We start from the raw sequence: 19,485 nt of genomic DNA, 5'->3' as shown, positions 1-19,485 counted from the left end.
GTTTGATCTTTCAGCCCGTCCGGCGTTTGAGGACGAGGCCGTTCAGGCCGAAAGCGGGGGTCTGGGGGCGGCAGCCCCCAGCAGACGGCACCGAACGTCACGGCACCCTGGGAAACCGCGCCTGCAGTGTCCAGATCGCCGGGTTCTCCCCAAGGTCCTCATGAAGATCGACCAGGTCGGCAATCAGGTCATGCAGAAAATCCCGCGCCTCCCGCCTCAGCTCGCTGTGGGAGAAACTGAGCGGCGGCTCCTCCGCCGGCATCCAGTCCGCCTCCACATCCACCCACCCGAAGCGCCGCTCGAAGAGCATGCGGTCGGTCGACTCGGTGAAGTCGAGCTCCGCGCGCTGGGGCCGGGACGCGCGGGAGCCCGCCGGGTCGCGGTCGATCCGCTCCACGATGTCGCACAGCGCCCACGCGAAGTCCAGCACCGGCACCCATCCCCAGGCTGTGGACAGCTCCCGGTCCGCCTTGGTGTCGGCGAGATAGACATCACCGCAGAACAGGTCGTGCCGCAGGGCGTGGACGTCCGCGCGGCGGTAGTCCGTCTGCGGCGGGTCCGGGAAACGGTTGGAGAGGGCATAGCCGATGTCGAGCACGTACGAGATGGTGTCACGCCGCCATAGGATCATCGGCGTGCCCAGACCCGTACCCTTTGTCCGCGCAGCCCGCCGCGCCCCCATGGTCCGCCGAGCCCCCGCAGTCCTCTGCGCCCTCGCCGTTCTCCTGGCCCCGGCCCTGACCGCGTGCGGCGGTGTCCACGGCACACCGGGCGGCTCCGGCCTGCGTGACCCGTACTTCCCGAAGGCGGGCAACGGCGGATACGACGTCGGCCACTACGACCTGAAGCTGGCCTACGACCCTGCCGGCGGGCACCGCCTCACCGGCACCGCGACCATCACCGCCCGCGCCACCCAGGACCTCTCCGCCTTCGACCTCGACCTCAAGGGGCTGCACGTGGACGAGGTCACCGTGGAGGGCAGACGCGCCCGCTGGAACCACACCGGGCAGGAGCTCACCGTCCGCCCGCACGACGACCTGCGCGACGAGGAGACCTTCCGCGTCACCGTCCGCTACTCCGGCAGCCCGGTGACCATCACCGACCCCGACGAGTCCGAGGAGGGCTGGCTGCGCACCGCCGACGGCGCGCTCGCGCTCGGCGAACCCACCGGCTCCATGGCGTGGTTCCCCGGCAACGACCACCCCTCCGACAAGGCGTCGTACGACATCGCCGTCACCGTGCCGACGGGCCTGCAGGCCGTGTCCAACGGGGAGCTGACGGGCCAGAGCAGCAGCGGGGGCCGTACGACCTACACCTGGCACACCGCCGAACCGATGGCGACCTACCTGGCCACCCTCGCCATCGGCCACTACGACATCAGCCGGTCCACCATCGGCAGCAAGCACCTGCCCGTGTACGTCGCCGTCGATCCCACCCAGGCGAAGGCGAGCCGGAAGGTGCTCGCGCAGCTCCCCGAGATCATCGACTGGGAGGAGTACAACTTCGGGCCGTACCCCTTCTCCTCCACCGGAGCGATCGTCGACCGCCCGGACGACGCCGGGTACGCCCTGGAGACCCAGAACCGCCCCGTCTTCCCCGGCGCCCCCGACACCGGAACCCTCGTCCATGAACTCGCCCACCAGTGGTACGGCGACTCCGTCACCCCGAAGAGCTGGCGGGACATGTGGCTCAACGAGGGCTTTGCGACATACGCGGAGTGGCTGTGGGACGAGGACCACGGCGGCGACACCTGCCAGCAGACCTTCGAATCCCGCTACAAGGACGGCGACAAGGACATCTGGGCCTACTCGCCGGCGAAGCCGAGCAGTGCGGCGCACATCTCCGACCCCCTCGTCTACGAGCGCGGCGCGATGGTCCTGCACAAGATCCGGCAGACCGTCGGCGACGACACCTTCTACGACATCATCCAGGGCTGGGCCGCCGCCCACCGCCACGGGAACGCGGACACCGACGACTTCACCGCGTACGTAGAGAAGAAGGCACCCGACAAGGACTTCAAGGAGATCTGGAAGGACTGGCTGTACGGGGAGGGAAAGCCGGACCACCCGTAACGGAACGGGCGGTCCGGCAGTTCAAGCCCCGGTGTGCGGACGTCAGTTGACGTTGACGGCCTTCCAGGCCGCGGCCACCGCGTTGTACTCCGTGCTGCCCGCGCCGTACAGGTCGCTCGCCGCCTGGAGGGTGGCGGTGCGGGCGCCCGCGTAGGTGGTCGAGGAGGTGAAGTACGTGGTCAGGGCCTTGTACCAGATCTGGTCGGCCTTGGCGCGGCCGATGCCGGTGACCGTCGAGCCGTCGTACGTCGGGGAGTTGTAGGAGACCCCGTTGATGGTCTTCGCGCCGCTGCCCTCGCTCAGCAGGTAGAAGAAGTGGTTCGCGACGCCCGAGGAGTTGTGGACGTCGAGGCGGCCGACGTTGCGCGACCAGTAGTCGGCCGAGCTGCCGTCCTTGCTGGGCTTGTCCATGTAGCGCAGCGGGCTGCCGTCGCCGTTGATGTCGATCTTCTCGCCGATGAGGTAGTCACCGGGGTCGGAGGAGTTGTTCGCGAAGAACTCCACCGAGGTGCCGAAGATGTCGGAGGTGGCCTCGTTGAGCCCGCCGGACTCCCGGCTGTACTTGAGGCCGGCCGTGGCCGCGGTCAGCCCGTGGCTCATCTCGTGCCCGGCCACGTCGAGCGAGGTCAGCGGGTGGGTGTTGCCCGAGCCGTCGCCGTACGTCATGCAGAAGCAGCTGTCGTTCCAGAACGCGTTGACGTACGCGTTGCCGTAGTGGACCCGGGAGTAGGCGGCCTTGCCGTCACCCGCGATGCCGTTGCGGTTGAAGGCCGACTTGTAGAAGTCCCAGGTGACGGCGGCGCCGTACGCGGCGTCGACGGCGGCGGTCTGACGGTTGGCCGGGGTGCCGTCGCCCCAGGTGTCGTCCGCGTCGTGGAAGAGGGTGCCGGTGCCGGACGTGCCGCCGTTCAGGTCGTACGTCTTGTGGCCGCCGCGGCCGCCGTCGATCAGGTCGTAGCCGCCGGAGGCGGAGGCCGTGGTGCCGAGGGTGACCGTGCCGCTGTACTCGCTGGTGCCCGTGCCGGTGTCGACGGCCTGGTACTCGTAGATCTTCTTGCCTGTGGTGGCGTCCGTGATGACGTGCAGCTCGCTCGGGGTGCCGTCGTGCTGCAGGCCCTTGACGACGGACTCGTAGGCGAGGACGGGCTTGGCCCCGGCCGCCCAGACGACCTTGCGGGCGGTGGCCGTGGAGGCCCTGGTCCCGGCGAGGGCGGACTTCTTCGCGGCGGCGGCCGATAGGGAGGCGTCCGTCGACGCCACGGATATCCGCGCCTTGGTCGCCTTCGAGACACCCTTCAGCGCGCCGCTCCTGGCCACATGGGTGACCAGGTCGCCGCCGAGGACGGGCAGACCGGCGTAGGTGCGCTGGTAGCGGGTGTGGACGGTGCCGTCGGCATCCTTGACGACGTCTTGGACGACGAGCTTCTCCTGCGCGCCGAGCCCGAGTTCCCGAGCGGTCGAACCGGCCGCCTCCTGGGCGGACTTGATGGCGACGGCGCGGGCCGAGGCGCTGAGGGGGAGGGCGGTGGCGCCGCTGTTGTGGGTAGGGGCCGCGGTGGCGGCGCCGTTCTGCAGGGCGAGCACGACCATCGCGGCGGAGCCGATCAGGGCGCCGGTGCGAAGGGCGGTCTTGCGGGTGGTGCGGGTGCCGTGGGAACGCTGTCTCACTCGGTCTCCTTCGGGCCGGCCTCATGGTTGAGGCACAGAGATGGCACAGGTGGGGCACAGAGTTGCGGCGAGCGAGGAGAGGGTGTCATCCGATCCGGTCTGTTTGACAGACCGCCGTCAAGACTTTACGTGTTTGTATCCGAAAGCCGTTGCTGGGGATCCGCTATGCGGACGGGTGGGGTCGGGTCAACTCCCTGTTTTGTAAGCGCAGTTGGCGCGCGATCCGTCACACCCGGCACCGCGGTCCGGCTTCCTCTCGGGAGGAGAAGAAGCCGGACCCGGTCCCTCGGCCTACGCGATGTTGGTGATGGTCTTCCAGAGCGTGGCGACGCTTGCGAGGTGGTGGGTGCCGAGCCGATAGCCGTTGGCGTCGGGGGCGGTGCCCATGTTGGCCCACAGTTCCTTGTCGCCGGTGACCGTGTAGAGGTCGGCGATGCCGTCTCCGTCCGCATCGCCGGGCGAGGTCATGAGCGGACGGTCGGCTGTGGTGAAGGCGCCGTTGGTGATGGCGGTGCGGGTGCCGAGGGCGTCGGTGGCGAAGGGGTAGTCGTAGATGACGCCGGTGGTCTTGTTCCGGGCCCAGAGGTTGGGGTGGCCGTCGTGATCGGTGTCGCCGGGCGAGGTGATGGTGTAGCCGTTCCAGGCGGAGGTGCCGATCTCGTGGGCTTCGGTGAACATGCCGGTGGTGGTGGCGCCGAGGAAGAGCCAGAGGTGGTCGTTCTCGACGGTGACCAGGTCGGGGTGGCCGTCGCCGTTCACGTCGCCGGGGGCGGTGATCTGGCTGACTGCCGACCAGTCGGTGGCGTAGGCGGAGCAGGTTCCCTTGGTGCAGGCCGGCCTGGCGACCGCGAAGCGGTTATCGCTGGTGAAGTAGCGGTTGCCGTTACCGGCCAGGCCCCCGCTGTTGTTGAGGTTGTTGGTGTAGAGCCACAGGTGGCTGTTCTTGTAGGCCCACAGGTCGTCGACCCGGTTGCCGCTGGAGCTGTGTTCGTTGCTGGAACGGTGGGCCAGAAGGGTGTTGGCCCAGGTGGTGGAGCCGTCGGCAGCCGAGGGGGCGTCGTAGGGGCCGGAGGCTATGACGGGGGCGGGCAGGCCGTTGCTCGTGGGGACGTCCTTGTCGGTGCGGACGAGGTCGAGGTTGCCCGTGCCGGAGTCGGCGGCGACGAGGTCGGGAATGTGGTCGTTGTCGATGTCGCCGGGTTCGACGGTGGCGTTCACGTCATCGGGGACGTAGAGGCTGGTGCGGACGGGCTGGGACTGGTTGCCCGCGTTGTCGACGGCGGCGACCCAGAGGGTGGTGCTTCCCCATGCCGTGGGTGTGTACGTCAGGGACGCGGTTCCGTCGGCTGCCGCGGTGATCGAGGTGCCCCCGTCGTTGGCCAGTGCGGCCGAGGAGGTGGCGGACCAGATGAAGTGGTCCAGCCCGCTGGCCGCTGCGCCCGCGGGCTTGGGATCGCCGGCGGCGAGTGTGAAGTGGACGGTATCGCCGGTGTGCAAGCCGGAGAGGTCGTCCTTCGGGGTGATCGTGAGATGGGTGGGCGCGGTTGCGTCGTACCAGAAGTAGCAGTTGTCCGCTTCGTCAGAGGTGTCGATGCCGTCGTCGGTACGGACGTGCCAGCCGTAGAGATGGCCGTCCTTGAGCGGGTGGTCCTTTGAATCGACGGTGATCTGGACGGTGCCTCCACTGCCCGGAACCGTGCTGGAGTTTCCGTCGGAGTCGCCCGTGGAGATCAGATTGACGGCGTCCGCGGTCCCTGATCCGCCCTTGTCCCAGAAGGCGAACTGGCCGCGGATGTTCTGCTTGTCGCCGTCGGGGTCCGAGACGTGCGCGTAGAGCTTCACTCCGCCGGAGGCATCGGTGTTGGGGATCCAGCCGTAGGGAGAGCTGCCGCATCCGTACGTTGCGGGACTCACGGGCTTGGGGTTGGAGGTGGTGCTGGTCGGTGTGCGCGGCGGCGTGTTGTAGGTGATCGAGAGCGTCGCCTTGGTGGAGAAGCGCTTGAAGGCGGTCTCGTTCGACTCGCTGCCGGTCAGGCGGTAGGTGACGGTCCCGTCCCCGTCGTTGCTGACAGAGCCGGTGACATCGAAGCCGCCCGAATCGCCTCCCGGGCAGTCCTTGTTGTTGGCGCCCGTGAAGTCGTAGGTGTCGGTCTGGGAGAAGGCGTCGGGCTGGTTGTTCCAGGTGGTGGAGCTGCTGATGTGGTCGACATTGGTCTCGGTGACACGGTACTTGGTGCAGCCCCAGTCGGCGGAGTAGGTCTCGTCGACGTCGAGTTCGGCACGGTGGATGTTCTTGTCGCCCATGGTGCTGCCGATGCTGAACTGGTAGTACGTACGCTCGGCGCCGATGGGCGAGGTGTACCCCTGGTAGCCCACACCGAGTTTGGCGTCGCTGTCGTTCCAGTGACTTGTGCCGGGATAGGCGTGCTGAACGTAGGTGAAGCCCTTGTCCTGGTCCTTGACTGTCACCCAGGTGGGGTCGATGTAGAGCGGGAAGCTCGCGTTCTTGAGCAGACCAGGGTCGGGGGTGAGTCGCAGCTGGCCGACAGAGTTGACATCGGTGTGGACAGGAGCCTGTTGCGATGTCGGACCGGGCCCGCTGCTCAGGTCGACCGGGGCAGTGCCGTCCTCGGAGGGTTGTGTTGCGCCCTGTTCGATGGCGACGGCAGGGCGCACGGCCGCAGGCCGGACACTGCCTCTGGATACGGCAGCCGAACTGGCGCTCCGGGCCTGGCGATTGACGGCACCGGAGTCCCACATCAAGGCTGCCGGAGCATGAAAGACCGCAGCACCGGTGGCAGGGTCGCTGACAGTGAGGTTGCCACCGGCATCCGCGGCCAGATTCAGGCCGTGGGTGTCCGTCTCCAGAGTGAGGGTGGCGAGGCGAGGGTCGGCCGCGGCCTGGGCGGTCTTGACGATGAGGACTTCCGAGAAGCCGCCCTGCTCGTCGGCGGTCACCTTCAGATCGACGCCCGGTAGTACATCGGGGTAGAGGGCGCTCGAGTCGTTGACCTTCGGTGTCGGCAGAGCCGTCGGCCAGGACAGCGACAGCTGTTTGCCGTTGTTGTCGAGGGCTGCCAGGGGGCCGGTGCCGCCGTCGGACAGAGCGAGACCGCTACTGGAAGCGGCCGGAGAGTATCTGCCGTCGCTGTTGCGCCGCAGGGTCGAGTCCAGCGGCACCCATGCTCCGTCACGCTTCAGGCGTTCGGGTTGTGCGCTGATGCGCTGGACGAAGGTTCCGTCCGGCTGAGCTGTCAGGGTGCTTTCGGCGGTGGTGGCCTCGTCCACGGGGACTGGGCTGCCGCTCGAAGTCGCTTGGACTGAGGCGGTGGTCTCGGCCTGTGTCAGGGCGGTTGCCGGAACCAGTGCCTGGCTGTCGGCATGTGCGGAGACGACGGCGGGACCGAGCGCCAACGCGAACGCGGCCGCACTCGTGACCAACGCGGAGGAGGGTCTGCGTCGTTGGCTCGGCTTTCGTGCGCGGGTCATGCGGCCTCGTCTCTGTCTCTGCTGTCCCGGTACCTGCCTCAAGACATGGGCGGGCCGCACGTTAGTGCGATAAAGCGGCCTGAGATGAGAGCAGGGAAACTCTTTGCGTGCTCATGGATTGACTGCGCCATCGTTGTCGGATGCTTTACCTCCGCCTCACATGCTTGACGTGATCATGGCGATTGCTTGGCTTATCGAGCGGCAAACGCAGATACGTTGCCAAGGTTGTGAGAGACCTGTGACAACTGTGCTTGGGGGAAGACGTGTTGCGGCGAAAGCGGTTGCGCACGAGGAGAGCGCGGCTCGGTGTGGTGGCACTGGCCTCGGCGGGCCTGCTGGCCGGCTCTCTGACCGACGCCACCGTCGCCGATGCGGCGAAGACGCCGAAGCTCTGGTCGCCGTTCCCCTTGTCCTCGATGCAGTCCGTGAGCGTCAGCACGGCCAAGGCCCGGCCGAGCGGTGTGCGGTCCACGCCCATGAAGCCGTTCCGGCCGGTGCGGCCGAGCTGGCCGGCAGCCACTTCGACCAAGGTGGACCTGTCGGCCCTTGCGCTGCCGGGCACGAAGACCGCCGACAAGTCGCTCGACTCGAAGACCGCGCAGAAACCGGCGAGCAGTGTGCACGCCACGGGGACGCCGGTCACCATCGGCCAACCTGGAGCGCTCGACCGCGGTTTGCTGCCCAAGGCGGTCACCAAGAAGCTCGCTTCCGTAGGAAAGGCCGCGGACACAGCTGCGACAGGCGACGTGAACGTCGTGGTGGCCGGTCACCGCGGAGCACAGAAGGCCGGGGTCGACGGCATCGTCGTATCCCTGCGTCGTACAGATCACAGCACCCGCGCCGACCGCGTGTCGGTGGCTCTCGACTACAGCGCCTTCCGAGATGCGTTCGGTGGTGACTACGCCACCCGACTGCACCTGGTCGAACTTCCAGCCTGCGCGATGACCACGCCGGACAAGGCGGCCTGCCGAGTACAGAAGACGGTCGCCGCGTCCGCGAACGACTACGCCAAGCACCGCCTGGTCGCCGACCTCATCCTTCCCGCCGCCGTGACGAACCCGGCGCCGGAGCAGAAGGCGAGCCTCTCGGCGGCCTCGGCTTCCGGGGCCGTCGTACTCGCCGCCACCCCGGCTCCCGCCGGCACCTCGGGCACGTACTCCGCGACCTCGCTCTCCCCCTCGGGAAAGTGGGGGACCTCGGGGAACACCGGCGCCTTCACGTACTCGTACCCCATATCCACCCCGCCGTCCGTCGGCGGGGAGGCCCCGACCGTTGCCCTGTCGTACGACTCCGCGTCGATCGACGGTCGGACCTCGGCAACCAACAACCAGGCCTCCTGGATCGGCGACGGCTGGGACTACTCACCCGGCTTCGTCGAACGGTCCTACCGGTCCTGCGTCGATGACGGCCACGCCGGCGACTACGACGAGTGCTGGGCCGGGGACAACGCGACGGTCTCCGTGGCCGGCCACTCCGGCGAACTCGTGCCCACCGGAAAGAAGAACGCCGACGGAAGCCCGATATGGCGGCTGTCCGACGACGACGGATCGGTCGTCGAGGAGGTCTCCGGTGCCTCCAACGGCCTGCAGGACGGCACCTACTGGCGGCTGACCGACAACGACGGCACCCAGTACTACTTCGGCGCCGACCACCTGCCGAGCGGCGCGGGCGGCGACGGCAAGGACACCAGCACCAACGCTGCCTGGGGTGTGCCCGTCTACGGAGACGATTCCGGCGAGCCCTGCCACGGTTCCACTCTCGCCGCCTCCGAGTGCACCCAGGGCTGGCGGTGGAACCTGGACTTCGTCGTCGACACGCACAAGAACATCACCACCTACGCCTACAAGGCGGAGACCAACTACTACGGCCGCGGCTCCGCCCACACACTGACCGCCTACACGCGGGGCGGTTACCCCTCCACGATCTCCTATGGCCAGCAGGTCGCCGACTACGTGGCCAAGAACACCCCCGCCGCACAGGTGGTGTTCACCGCGGCCCAGCGCTGCGACGGCAAGAACAGCGTGGACTGCACGAAGGCGCCGACCACGTCGACCGCCTCGCACTGGCCCGACACCCCGTTCGACCAGAACTGTGCCTCCAGTGGCACATGCACCAACTACGCGCCGACGTTCTGGTCCACGATGCGGCTCTCGACGATCACCACCAAGGTGTGGGACGAGTCGCTGGCCACCCCGGCCTGGTCCACGGTCGACACGTACAGCCTCACGCAGAGCTACCCGGATCCCGGGGACGGCACCAAGCCCGCCATGTGGCTGTCCTCGGTGCAGCACACCGGTTCCGACACACGCGGCGGAGGCACCGCGCAGACCCTGCCGACGCTGGCCACCACGGGCCAGGCGACCGTGCCGAACCGCGTGGACGGTCTGGAGGAGCCGCAGAACGTTCCGCCGATCAACCGCTACCGCCTCCAGTCGCTGAAGACCGAAACCGGCTCGACCCTCACCGTCTCCTACAAGCCCAGCTCCTGCTCACGGACCAGCCTTCCCAAGGAGGACGCCGACACCCAGGCGTGCTACCCCGTCCGCTGGACCCCGCCCGGCTACACGGCGCCGATTCTCGACTGGTTCTACACCTACCCGGTCACCGAGGTCGACGAGAGCGATGCGACCACCGCCAAGTCGACGCCGCACGTGACCACCTACGAGTACAAGGGCGGCGCGGCCTGGCACCACGACGACAGCGAGTTGACTGTCGACAAGTACCGCACCTGGGACCAGTTCCGGGGCTACGCACAGGTCATCACCCGCTCCGGCGCGGGCTCCGATCCGGTCACCGAGGAAGTCACCGACTACCTGCGCGGCATGGACGGCAACGCGACCTCCACCGGTGACACCACATCCGTCAAGGTCACCGACGCAGTGGGTGACAGCCTCACCGACGACAACGCGCTGGCCGGATACAGCTACCAGTCCACGGTCTACGACAGGGACGGCGGCAGCCCGCAGTCCCAGACGGTCAACCACCCCTGGACGTCGGCGCCCACGGCCACACATGTCCGCGGCGGCAAGCTGCCGGACCTGACAGCACGCTTCACCGACACCGACCGCGTGGACACGCGCGCTCTGAAGGCCGACGGCACCTGGCGCACCTCGGAAACCACCACAGCATTCGACAGCGTCACCGGCCTGCCCACCCAGGTGGACGACAAGGGCGAGGTCGGCATCGACGGCAAGCCCGTCGCGGGCACCACCACCCCGGAGAACTGCACCACCACCGCCTACGCCGCCGACGCCTCCCGGAACATGTATGCCTTCCCGGCCGAGGTGATCACGGAGGCCGGCGGATGCGTCACCAAGGCGGACGCCCACACTCTGTCGGACACCCGCACCTGGTACGACAAGTCCACGAGCCTGGGTGACCTGCCCTCGGGTGGTGCGGGAGACGCCACCAGCACCCAGAAGGCCAAGCTGGTCGACGACCAGGGCAACCTCACCTGGGCCAAGGCCGCCGGCACGGAGTTCGACACCTACGGTCGCGTCACCAAGAGCACCGATCCGATGGGCCGTTGGACGACGATCGCCTACACGGACAACAGCAGCACCAAGGCCACCAAGGCCAAGTACTTGCCGGTCACCACCGTGTCGACGAACATCAAGGGCTGGTCGACGACCACGACCGTCGACCCGGGCCGCCAGCTTCCGCTGACCGTCACCGACCCCAACAAGCGGTTGACCACCGAGACGTACGACGGCCTCGGACGCCTCACCGCCGTCTGGCTTCCGAACCACACCAAGGCCGCCAACGCCTCCACGCCAAGCACCAAGTTCACGTACTCCGTGACGCAGTCCGCCCCGAGTTATGTGGAGACGCAGCAGTACACCGACGGGGGTGAGTACGCGGCCAAGTACGAGATCTATGATGGCATGCTGCAGCTGCGGCAGACGCAGTCCACACCTCTCAATGATGCCGTCGGCCGCCTGATCACCGATACCGACTACGACTCCCACGGCTGGACGACCGCAGCCAACGCCGCCTACTTCAACAAGGACGCGTCCCGCCCGTCGGGCACTTTGGTCACCCCCGTGGACGCTCAGGTCCCCTCCACCGCCCGGACCACCTACGACGGCCAGGGCCGCCCCACGGCCACCATCCTGTACTCACTGGGCCACCAGCAGTGGCAGACCACCACCGCCTACCCCGGCGCCGACGAGACCGAGGTCACCCCGCCCGCCGGTGCCACCCCCACCGCGACCATCACCGACGCCCGCGGCAAGACCACCGAACTGCGCCAGTTCCAGGGCACCAAGCCCACCGGCACCTACGACAAGACGGTCTACGCCTACGACGCGGCGGGAGAGACGCTGCGGACCGTCGGCCCTCTGCCCGCGGACGCACCGAGCGATGACGCGGCCGCCAAGAAGGTCACCTGGACCAGCGCCTACGACCTGCTCGGACACGTCACGGCCGGCACAGACCCGGACACCGGTACCAGCCACACGAGTTACAACGACGACGGCGAAGCGCTGGAGACGTACACGGACGGCCTCGACGAGACCGGCCACCTCTTCACCGACTACGACAACCTGGGCCGTGTCAGCGACACCTGGGGCTGGGACGCCAAGACGTCGCAGAAGGTGAAGCTCAGCCACCACGATTACTACGACGCCGCCACTGACACAGCCCTGGGCCTGCCGAAGTCCAGCATCGTTTACGAGAACGGCAAGACCGTCTACACCAGCACGGTCACCGGCTACACCACGACCTACCAGCCCTCCGGGACCAGCATCAGCATCCCGGCCGGCGCCTACGGCAACACCAGCGCCGTCACTTACAGCACGACCAACAAGTACACGTCGGTCCAGGACCTGCCCTACACCGTCCAGATCGCCACCACCGGAACCGGAGGCCTGATCGGGGACGAGATGGTCGGCTACGGCTACAACGGCTTGGGCTTGCCTGCCTCCAGCGGCGGCACTGACGCCTACACCTCCAACGTCAACTACAGCCCGCTCGGTCAGACGCTCCGCACCACGATGGGCGTGATGCCCCACCAGGTGGTCACCACCGACGCCTGGGAACAGGCGACCGGCCGGCTCCTGACCCACACGGTGAACAAGGAGGACGGAACCAGCCCCGTCGACCAGGTCGACTACACCTACAACCAGGCTGGTCAGATCACCTCGGCCAATGACGTCCAGGACGCCGGCGGAACCGCGCACACCGACACCCAGTGCTACCGCTACGACTACCTCAGCCGTCTCACCGACGCCTGGACCGACACCGGCGGCACGCACACCGACGACTCACCCAGCATCAACGGCATCGGCGGATGCACGAACACCACGCCCGGCGCAGACCATCTCGGCGGCCCGACCCCGTACTGGCAGAGTTACGGATACGACCTCACCGGCAACCGCACCACCAAGACCGACCACGACGTCACCGGTGACACGACCAAGGACGCCACCACCGACGAGCACTTCGACCTCGCCGGCCATACCCACGCCGTCCACACCGTCAGCACGGCCGACACCACCCAGACCTACAGCTACGACCAGGCCGGCAACCCCACTGCTCTGACCGCCACAGCAGGCGGGAACGACCAGCCGGACCAGGCCCAGGCCTACACCTGGAACTCCCTCGGCAAACTCGCGACGCTGACCGTCGGCCCGGCCGCGTCACCGAAGCACACGGCCGGCTACCACTACGACGACGCCGGAAACCTGATCGCCCGCACCGACGACGGCAAGACCACTCTCTACCTCGGCAGCGACCAGCTCACCCTCACCGGCGGCGCGGTCACCGGCGCCACCCGCTACTACTCCCTGGCCGGGGCGCCCACCGCGGTCCGTACCGCAACCGCAGGCACCAGCGGAACGAAGCTGAGCTACCAGACCGCGGATCCGAACGGCACCGCCACCGACGACATCACGGCCGACACGCTCACTGTCACCCGCCGTCCGGTAACGCCCTTCGGGGAAACCCGTGGCCAGGCCCCCACCAACTGGCCCGGTGACCACGGCTTCGTCGGCGGCACGATCGATACGACCACCGGCCTGACCAACATCGGGGCCCGCGAGTACAACCCGGCCCTCGGCCGGTTCCTCAGCTCTGACGCCCTGCTCAACGGCGCAGACCCGCAGTCCTTCAACGGCTACGCCTACGCCGACAACAACCCCGTCACCGGCAGTGACCCGACAGGCCTGTTCTGCGACGGATGCAGCATGAACAACCCCGACACGGCCTGGACGCCGAGCCACGGGCCGGGATGCACCACCGAGGGGTGCTACGAGAAGCGCGGCGGCAAGTTCGTTGCTGTCTCCGGTCCCGCGGCCGGCTACCACCCGACCAAGAGCGGCCGCACATACCCCCGCACCATCGCGCGCACGAGGGTCCCCACTCGCCGGGAGTTCGCAGCACGCGGAATGACCGGCAGCTACCGGCACGAACTGCACCTGTGGGCGACTGGGGTCTGCATGGAGGACACCAGCAGCGCCTTCTGCGCGGAAGCCGGGGATCTGGGTCTCCTCGACAGTGAGCACCCGGTGGCCGACAAGATTGTCGGCGTCGGCGTCGGCGGTCTCGCGTGCCTGGCGACGATCGAGGTCTGCGGGCCGCTCGCCCTCAGCGTGGCCAGTGGCGAAGTCGAGGTGGCGGCCGGTGGATCCCTGGCCATCAGCGGTAGCGTCGGAATGGCGGCCGAGGTGCTGTTCGGGGAGGGGGGAGGGGCAGCCGCGGCTGCTGGATGCAAGTTCAGCTTCACTCCCGACACCCGTGTGCTCATGGAGCACGGTGAGACCAAGGCCATCGGCAAGATCAAAACCGGCGACAAAGTCGAAGCGGCCGATCCCGACACCGGCAAACATCAAGGCCCCCGGACTGTCACTGCCACTCACATCAACCACGACTACGACCTGATCGACCTTCGGGTCCGACTGGCCGACGGCAGCACGGCCACCCTCCACACCACCGCCAGGCACCCATTCTGGGACGACACGAGTCACACCTGGGTCCCCGCCGGTCAGCTCACACCGGGCCATGCCCTCAACAGCGCCACCGACCAGCACCTGCGTGTTGTCGCGGTGATCCATCGCCCGGGCGATCGCGATATGTACAACCTCACGGTGGAACAGCTGCACACGTACTATGTGCTGGCGGGCGAGACGCCGGTACTCGTTCATAACAGTGGAGGATGTCTTCCGGCTCTTCGAGACTGGCGCAGTCAGCGGTTCCAGTTCGGGAATGACACGTTTTTGCTCGACAAGAAGGGGATGGAGCACATCCTCACTCGTCACCACCCGAAATACTGGGATGGTTCAGTGAAGGCGACACAGTCTTTCTTTGATTCGGGTATGAGCATCGATGATGTCCAAGGCGCGATTGGTGAGGTCATGCGACAGAATCGAGATACGCTCCTTCAGCGAGGCAGTAGGGGCATGTATCAGATCCGTGGAAATGTAAATGGAGTCGACTATGTGCTCGGCATGAACAGAGGTCGAGTAGGTCAGTTCTACCCCGAATCTCCATAGTCGAGGGGCCCGTGACGTGGTTGAGATCGAGACGTTCCTAAAGGTGACTGACGGCGGTTTCGTGCAGGTGGAGAGCTGCCGTACGCCGCCGCCTGACCTCGATTACATCGAGGGTGCCATTCGGCTGTCCGTTGGCGGAGTGGAGATCATTGGTCTTGAAGAGTGGGATTATATTGACCAACTCTGGTGTTACCTTGCGGAGATGGTGGCGCAATTTCGGTTGTCGGGTCACGCGGAAACCTATTTCCCGGATCAGCCCATCAAGCTCGTTTTTCAGGCTACAGGAAATCGGGTCTTGGTGACCGCCAAGATCGGAAATGAGATCAGGAAAGCCAGTACTTCATCGGAGAATCTCCTTTATGCCCTCAGGGTTTCCGGAGCTATCTTCTTTGATAAGATGTCTGAGCTCGCTCCGGCTAATTCATATGCCGAGGCGCAGCAGGAATTGTCGGCTTGAAAGAAGGCGTCAAGGCCGTCACCGCCCAGGTCCTGGCCGTGACCTTGACCTGCACCGCTTCGCTCTCTGCTGTCACCAGGAAGTCGCGCATCGGATCGTCTTGTTCTTCCGGGAAAGAGCGCGTCAGGCCCCCGAAGCACAGCTTGATCGCTCCGGGGCTCTCGCCGCCCACTCGGACAGTCGGACTCGTCTCTTCGTCCTCCACAATGGGCGCAGGCTACGTGGAACTCGCGGTTGGAGGCGTAGAGGGCCGTGAGCTTGGTGAGCAGCTCGGCGGGGAGGGAGCCGTCTTTCGGGGTGAGCTGTTCGAGGACCATGGGGCCCGACAGTATCCGCAGCATGCGCTGAGCTTTGGGAAGATTTCCCGGTAGCCACACCACGATTCCGGGGACGGAAGACGATGACGACACCGCCGCAGCCGCCGTACGGCCATCAGCCCTCGTACGGTCAGCAGCCACCGCCCCCGCCGCCGCACCCACCGGCCACGACCCCGGCCGGCTTCGGTCCGCCGCCACCGCAGTACGCCGCTCCGAGTCCGCAGCCCCAACCGCCTGCGCAAGGGCCGGAGTTCATGGCGGTCGACGTTCACAACTCGGTCGTGGTCGACATCGCGGGGGTTGCCTTCGAGGATCACGGTGCGGCCATCGAGTTCTCCTGGCAGGAGATCGGCAGCATCCACTACAAGGCGAGCCCGAACGGCAAGGCGCTGATGGTGGCGGTGGTGCTGCCGGGCGGCCAGTTCTACGAGTGTGTGGTGCAGGCGAAGCCGAGGGCGCAGCTGGGGGAGTGGTTTGCGCAGTTGGCGGCTGTGTTGGGGTACTACCGGCCGATGGGCTGGTAGCGCGGCAGGCCGTCCGTGGAGATCGTCCAGTCGCCGATGGTGACGTCCTCGCCGTAGACGAAGTCCTTGCGGGTGGCGTAGCGGGGGCCGTCGGGGGTGGGGTGGATGTCGGTGAGGACGGCGCCCTCGCCGGTGCGGGGGTCGAAGATCGCGTAGACGGGGATGCCGATCAAGGGGTAGTCGCGCATCTTGCTCACCCAGTCGTTGTCCGGGTTGGAGCGGGAGACCACTTCGATGGCGGCGATGAGGGTATGCGGGTCGATGGAACCTTCAGTGTCCAGGTCGGTCCAGGCGATCACCATGACGTCGGGGTGGCGCATGATGCCTTCGGGCTCGTCCTCCACATCGGGGGCGCCGTTGTGGGCCAGCAGCTCGTCCGGCATGACCTTCTCAAGCCGGCGGCTGATGCGTGCTGCCGTGACCTCGTGCGCTCCTCCCGGCGACATCATGTCGTGGACGATCCCTTCCTTGGTGATCTCGAACTTGCCGGGGAGGGTGTCGTCCGTGGACTGAACGAAATCCCGCATGGCCCGGTAGGCGGAGGCCGCGCTGTGCCGCGCGTTGTCGGGGGCGATGGTCATGGCGCTCGCTCCTCGTCTGTGCCCGGGGGCAAGGATCGTCACGTCCATGTTAGGCGGCCTCCTGAAGATCGGATCGGCAGTCGCGGCAGCGCCCGGGGGAAGGCGCGCGGAAGGCGCGGTCGCAGCCGTTGCAGTTCTGGAGCGGGTGGCGGTCGGCAGACCGTGACGTGGGGGGCCGGAAGGGCGGCGGTGGCGGCAGCAAGGCGGTCAGGCGGTGGGCCAGGAGGGCGGCCGGGCGGCGTAGGCCTTCGGGTGGGAGGTCGCTGGTCAGGGCGTGGCGTACGGCGGTGGGGCTGACGTCTCGTTCCAGCCAGGCGGCGAGGCCGGGGGTGAGATGGGCCGCGTCCCGGGTCGAGAGGAGGAGGCGGGGGTCGGCGTTGCGCAGACCGGTGAGGAGGTCGGTGGCCGTCTGGAGGAGGGCGGGGGCGGGGTACGACGGGTGCGGTACGGCAGGGAGGGGGCGTGCGGGGTGCTTCTTGGGGAGCGGGGTGTCGTGTGTGGCTGCGGGTGTCGGGGCCGGGCATGGGCGTACGGGGTGGGCGGCTGCGGGCGCCTGGGCTGCGTGGTCGGCCCGCTGAGCGCGGTGCGGCTTCGGCTGGTTGCACGAGATCGTGCGCGTGACGATACGGCCGCCGGTGATGCGTTTGCGTTCGCGGCGCAGGTAGCCGTGGGCTTCCAGTTCGCGCAGGGCGGCGGCGATGCGGGTCGGGCCCTCGGGGAAGCGGGCGGCGAGGGTCTTGATGTCGGCGGAAGCGCCCTTCGGCAGCGACTGGATGTGGCAGGCCAGGCCGATCGCGAGAAGCGACAGCTCCGCGTGCTGGGTGAGGTGGTTGCCGATCACCGTGAAGCGGGTGGTGTGGCGGGTGTGGTCGTGGATCAGACCGCCGCCGGTTTCGGGATCCCGCCGGTTCGGGTGTTTTTTGGCTGCGACGCGGGACTGGGCGTGCGGGCGCACGCTAGGGTTTTCGGTGTCCATCAGGAAGGTCCGATCTTCCTCGGTGGTCAGGCCCCCGCACTGGGATTGCAGTCCCGGCGGGGGCCGTTGCATGTGTGGGGTTGTGTTGCGCCGACTGTAGGGCAGGCAACCGGGCCGAAATCCAGCTGAGTTGGTGATGTTCACTCGGGCGAGTGAGCAGCGCGGGTTTGGTTTGGTAGGGGTCCTTTCACCGTCTCGTTCCTTGGGAAAGACGTCCCGTGTCACCGGAGCGCGGGCCCACCAGAACATGCTCCGCCGTGCTCCGGTCGAGGCGGACTTCGGCCCACACCGTCTTGCGCGGCGGCAGCCCCCGTGCCACGCCCCACCTGTCCGCCAGCGCGTCCACGAGTACGAGGCCTCGGCCCGACTCTGCGTCCACAGGGGTGAGTTGGGTGCTCGGCATCCGGTCGCCTCGCGTGTCCGTGACCTCGATGCGCAGGGTGTCGCCGACGACGTAGAGCGTCAGGCGAAAGTCGCGTCCCGGTACGCGGCCGTGGGTCGACGCGTTCGCCGCCAGCTCCGCCACGATCTGCTCCGCCGGGTCCAACGGCAGTCCCCAGGTGCGGAGTTGCTCGGTGGTCAGCAGTCGGGCCAGGCGTGCTCCTCGTGGGGTGGAGGACAGCTGCGCGCTGAAGTTGCGGATGACGGCGGTTTCTTGATTCACGTCACTCAGCGTGGCCGCGCACGCTTACCGTGAACAGTGACGACGCCGTTGCGTACGGTGACTGTCCGGACGTTGTCCGGTGGTGTCCGGGCTGTCGGAGAGGGCCGTACGGGTAGGGGCGCGCGGTAGGGCCAGGTACGACGGAGGGGCACGCGGGATGTCGGTGGATGCGGAGGCGGGTCGGCTCAAGACCGAGGCGGACGAGCCGGGTTGGGAGGTGGACCCGGATGACGAGTGGGGAGTTGCGGTCATTGCCACCGTCGGGCGTCAGCTGAAGTTGCGGCGCGAGGCGGTGGGGATGCGAGCCGCCGAGTTCGGTGAGGCGGTCGGGTACGGCGAGGACCTGGTCTACAAGATCGAGGGCGGGAAGCGGATTCCCCGGCAGGAGTACCTGTACAAGGCCGACGAGGTGTTGGGGGCGGACGGGCTCATCGCCGCGACGTGGGAGGACGTGAAGAAGGTCCGGTACCCGAAGAGGGTGCGGGAGCTGGCCAAGTTGGAGGCTCAGACCGTCGAGATCGGGGTGTATGAGTGCAACAGCATCAACGGCCTGTTGCAGACGCCGGATCATGCCAGGGCCGTGATCTCTGCGGCTCAGCCGCCCTACTCGCCGGACGACGTGGAACGGATGGTGACTGCTCGTTTGGCTCGGCGTTCGGTCTTCGAACGTGACCCGGCACCTTCCATCCACTTCGTGCTGGAAGAGGCCGTACTGCGTCGTCCCATCGGAGGCACAATGGTGTGGCGAGGGCAGCTCGAACACCTCCTGGAGGTGGGGCAGCTGCACAACGTCGTGCTTCAGGTGATGCCGTTGAACTCAGAGGTCCACTCCGGCCTGGACGGAAGCATCGAGGTGCTGAAGTTCCCGGACGGTACGGCAGTGGGGCGCTCCAGCGGCGCGTTCAACGGCCGCCCGACATCGGACCCGAAACAGCTGCGCATCCTTGAACTGCGGTATGGCACCATCCGGGCGCAGGCTCTCTCACCAGGGGAGTCGCTGGCCTTCATCGAGCAACTGCTGGGAGAAACATGATCCGCAAGTCCGCTGCCGGGGACGTCTCCGACCTGGCGTGGTTCAAGAGCAGCTACAGCAGCGGCAATGACGGCAACTCCTGCGTCGAAATAGCCACCACCCCTGGCACAATCCACGTCCGCGACTCCAAGAACACCGCCGGCCCCCGGCTGGCCTTCGCCCCCACTACGTGGGCGAACTTCGTGCCGCTGGTGAAGGACTGAACGCCGGAGCC

At 67.4% G+C, this 19,485-nt stretch carries 12 protein-coding genes; 6 read left to right on the top strand and 6 right to left on the bottom strand.

The window, feature by feature from the left end; all coding sequences use genetic code 11:
* Positions 1-97: 97 nt before the first annotated feature.
* Positions 98-598: a hypothetical protein gene (locus ACWC1K_RS47860; protein ID WP_450840198.1), complete on the bottom strand. Its 501-nt coding sequence runs from the start codon at positions 596-598 to the stop codon at positions 98-100.
* 82 nt (positions 599-680) lie between these two features.
* Between ACWC1K_RS47860 and ACWC1K_RS47855 the strand changes: the two genes are divergently transcribed.
* On the top strand, positions 681-2,072 hold the full coding sequence (locus ACWC1K_RS47855) for a M1 family metallopeptidase (protein ID WP_450840204.1): 1,392 nt from the start codon (positions 681-683) through the stop codon (positions 2,070-2,072).
* A gap of 42 nt (positions 2,073-2,114) precedes the next feature.
* Here the strand turns inward: ACWC1K_RS47855 and ACWC1K_RS47850 are convergent, their stop codons facing one another.
* Both ACWC1K_RS47850 and ACWC1K_RS47845 read right to left on the bottom strand, forming a co-directional pair.
* Positions 2,115-3,662 (bottom strand): M4 family metallopeptidase, encoded by a 1,548-nt coding sequence (locus tag ACWC1K_RS47850; RefSeq protein WP_450840202.1) that lies wholly within the window; start codon positions 3,660-3,662, stop codon positions 2,115-2,117.
* Positions 3,663-4,031: 369 nt separating this feature from the next.
* Entirely contained in the window at positions 4,032-7,229 is a 3,198-nt protein-coding gene (locus tag ACWC1K_RS47845; protein WP_450840197.1) for an FG-GAP-like repeat-containing protein, read from the bottom strand.
* 308 nt (positions 7,230-7,537) lie between these two features.
* Here ACWC1K_RS47845 and ACWC1K_RS47840 point away from each other — a divergent pair, with 308 nt between their 5' ends.
* The 3 genes from ACWC1K_RS47840 to ACWC1K_RS47830 all read left to right on the top strand — a co-directional run bounded on the left by ACWC1K_RS47840 (position 7,538) and on the right by ACWC1K_RS47830 (position 16,017).
* On the top strand, positions 7,538-14,719 hold the full coding sequence (locus tag ACWC1K_RS47840; RefSeq protein WP_450840196.1) for a polymorphic toxin-type HINT domain-containing protein: 7,182 nt from the start codon (positions 7,538-7,540) through the stop codon (positions 14,717-14,719).
* Positions 14,720-14,735: 16 nt separating this feature from the next.
* Positions 14,736-15,176: a hypothetical protein gene (locus tag ACWC1K_RS47835; RefSeq protein ID WP_450840195.1), complete on the top strand. Its 441-nt coding sequence runs from the start codon at positions 14,736-14,738 to the stop codon at positions 15,174-15,176.
* A gap of 571 nt (positions 15,177-15,747) precedes the next feature.
* Complete coding sequence (locus tag ACWC1K_RS47830) at positions 15,748-16,017, top strand: hypothetical protein (RefSeq protein ID WP_450840194.1); 270 nt, start codon at positions 15,748-15,750, stop codon at positions 16,015-16,017.
* Here ACWC1K_RS47830 and ACWC1K_RS47825 read toward each other — a convergent pair.
* The 3 genes from ACWC1K_RS47825 to ACWC1K_RS47815 form a co-directional block, all read right to left on the bottom strand.
* Positions 15,996-16,598, bottom strand: coding sequence for a Uma2 family endonuclease (locus ACWC1K_RS47825; RefSeq protein WP_450840193.1), 603 nt, complete (start codon positions 16,596-16,598; stop codon positions 15,996-15,998). The two genes, ACWC1K_RS47830 and ACWC1K_RS47825, sit on opposite strands and share 22 nt — an antisense overlap.
* A gap of 49 nt (positions 16,599-16,647) precedes the next feature.
* Positions 16,648-17,574 (bottom strand): helix-turn-helix domain-containing protein, encoded by a 927-nt coding sequence (locus tag ACWC1K_RS47820; protein ID WP_450840191.1) that lies wholly within the window; start codon positions 17,572-17,574, stop codon positions 16,648-16,650.
* A 187-nt stretch (positions 17,575-17,761) separates the two neighbouring features.
* Positions 17,762-18,238, bottom strand: a complete 477-nt coding sequence (locus tag ACWC1K_RS47815) for an ATP-binding protein (protein WP_450840189.1) — start codon at positions 18,236-18,238, stop codon at positions 17,762-17,764.
* A 157-nt stretch (positions 18,239-18,395) separates the two neighbouring features.
* Between ACWC1K_RS47815 and ACWC1K_RS47810 the strand changes: the two genes are divergently transcribed.
* A complete protein-coding gene (locus ACWC1K_RS47810; protein WP_450840201.1) occupies positions 18,396-19,271 on the top strand; it encodes a helix-turn-helix domain-containing protein in 876 nt (291 codons plus the stop codon).
* Positions 19,268-19,474, top strand: coding sequence for a DUF397 domain-containing protein (locus tag ACWC1K_RS47805; protein WP_450840187.1), 207 nt, complete (start codon positions 19,268-19,270; stop codon positions 19,472-19,474). The genes ACWC1K_RS47810 and ACWC1K_RS47805 overlap by 4 nt, the downstream gene beginning before the upstream one ends.
* Positions 19,475-19,485: the final 11 nt, after the last annotated feature.

Source organism: Streptomyces sp. NPDC001492 (assembly GCF_053597275.1).
The sequence above is the reverse complement of the archived record's forward strand: the minus strand, read 5'-3'. Positions and strand labels throughout refer to the sequence as shown.

Excerpts from the sequence above, each read along its gene's own strand:
- ACWC1K_RS47805 (WP_450840187.1), top strand. The coding sequence starts at position 19,268 with ATGATCCGCAAGTCCGCTGCCGGGGACGTCTCCGACCTGGCGTGGTTC.
- ACWC1K_RS47855 (WP_450840204.1), top strand. The coding sequence starts at position 681 with ATGGTCCGCCGAGCCCCCGCAGTCCTCTGCGCCCTCGCCGTTCTCCTG.
- ACWC1K_RS47845 (WP_450840197.1), bottom strand. The coding sequence starts at position 7,229 with ATGACCCGCGCACGAAAGCCGAGCCAACGACGCAGACCCTCCTCCGCG.
- ACWC1K_RS47830 (WP_450840194.1), top strand. The coding sequence starts at position 15,748 with ATGGCGGTCGACGTTCACAACTCGGTCGTGGTCGACATCGCGGGGGTT.
- ACWC1K_RS47810 (WP_450840201.1), top strand. The coding sequence starts at position 18,396 with ATGTCGGTGGATGCGGAGGCGGGTCGGCTCAAGACCGAGGCGGACGAG.
- ACWC1K_RS47820 (WP_450840191.1), bottom strand. The coding sequence starts at position 17,574 with ATGGACACCGAAAACCCTAGCGTGCGCCCGCACGCCCAGTCCCGCGTC.
- ACWC1K_RS47850 (WP_450840202.1), bottom strand. The coding sequence starts at position 3,662 with ATGGTCGTGCTCGCCCTGCAGAACGGCGCCGCCACCGCGGCCCCTACC.
- ACWC1K_RS47825 (WP_450840193.1), bottom strand. The coding sequence starts at position 16,598 with ATGACCATCGCCCCCGACAACGCGCGGCACAGCGCGGCCTCCGCCTAC.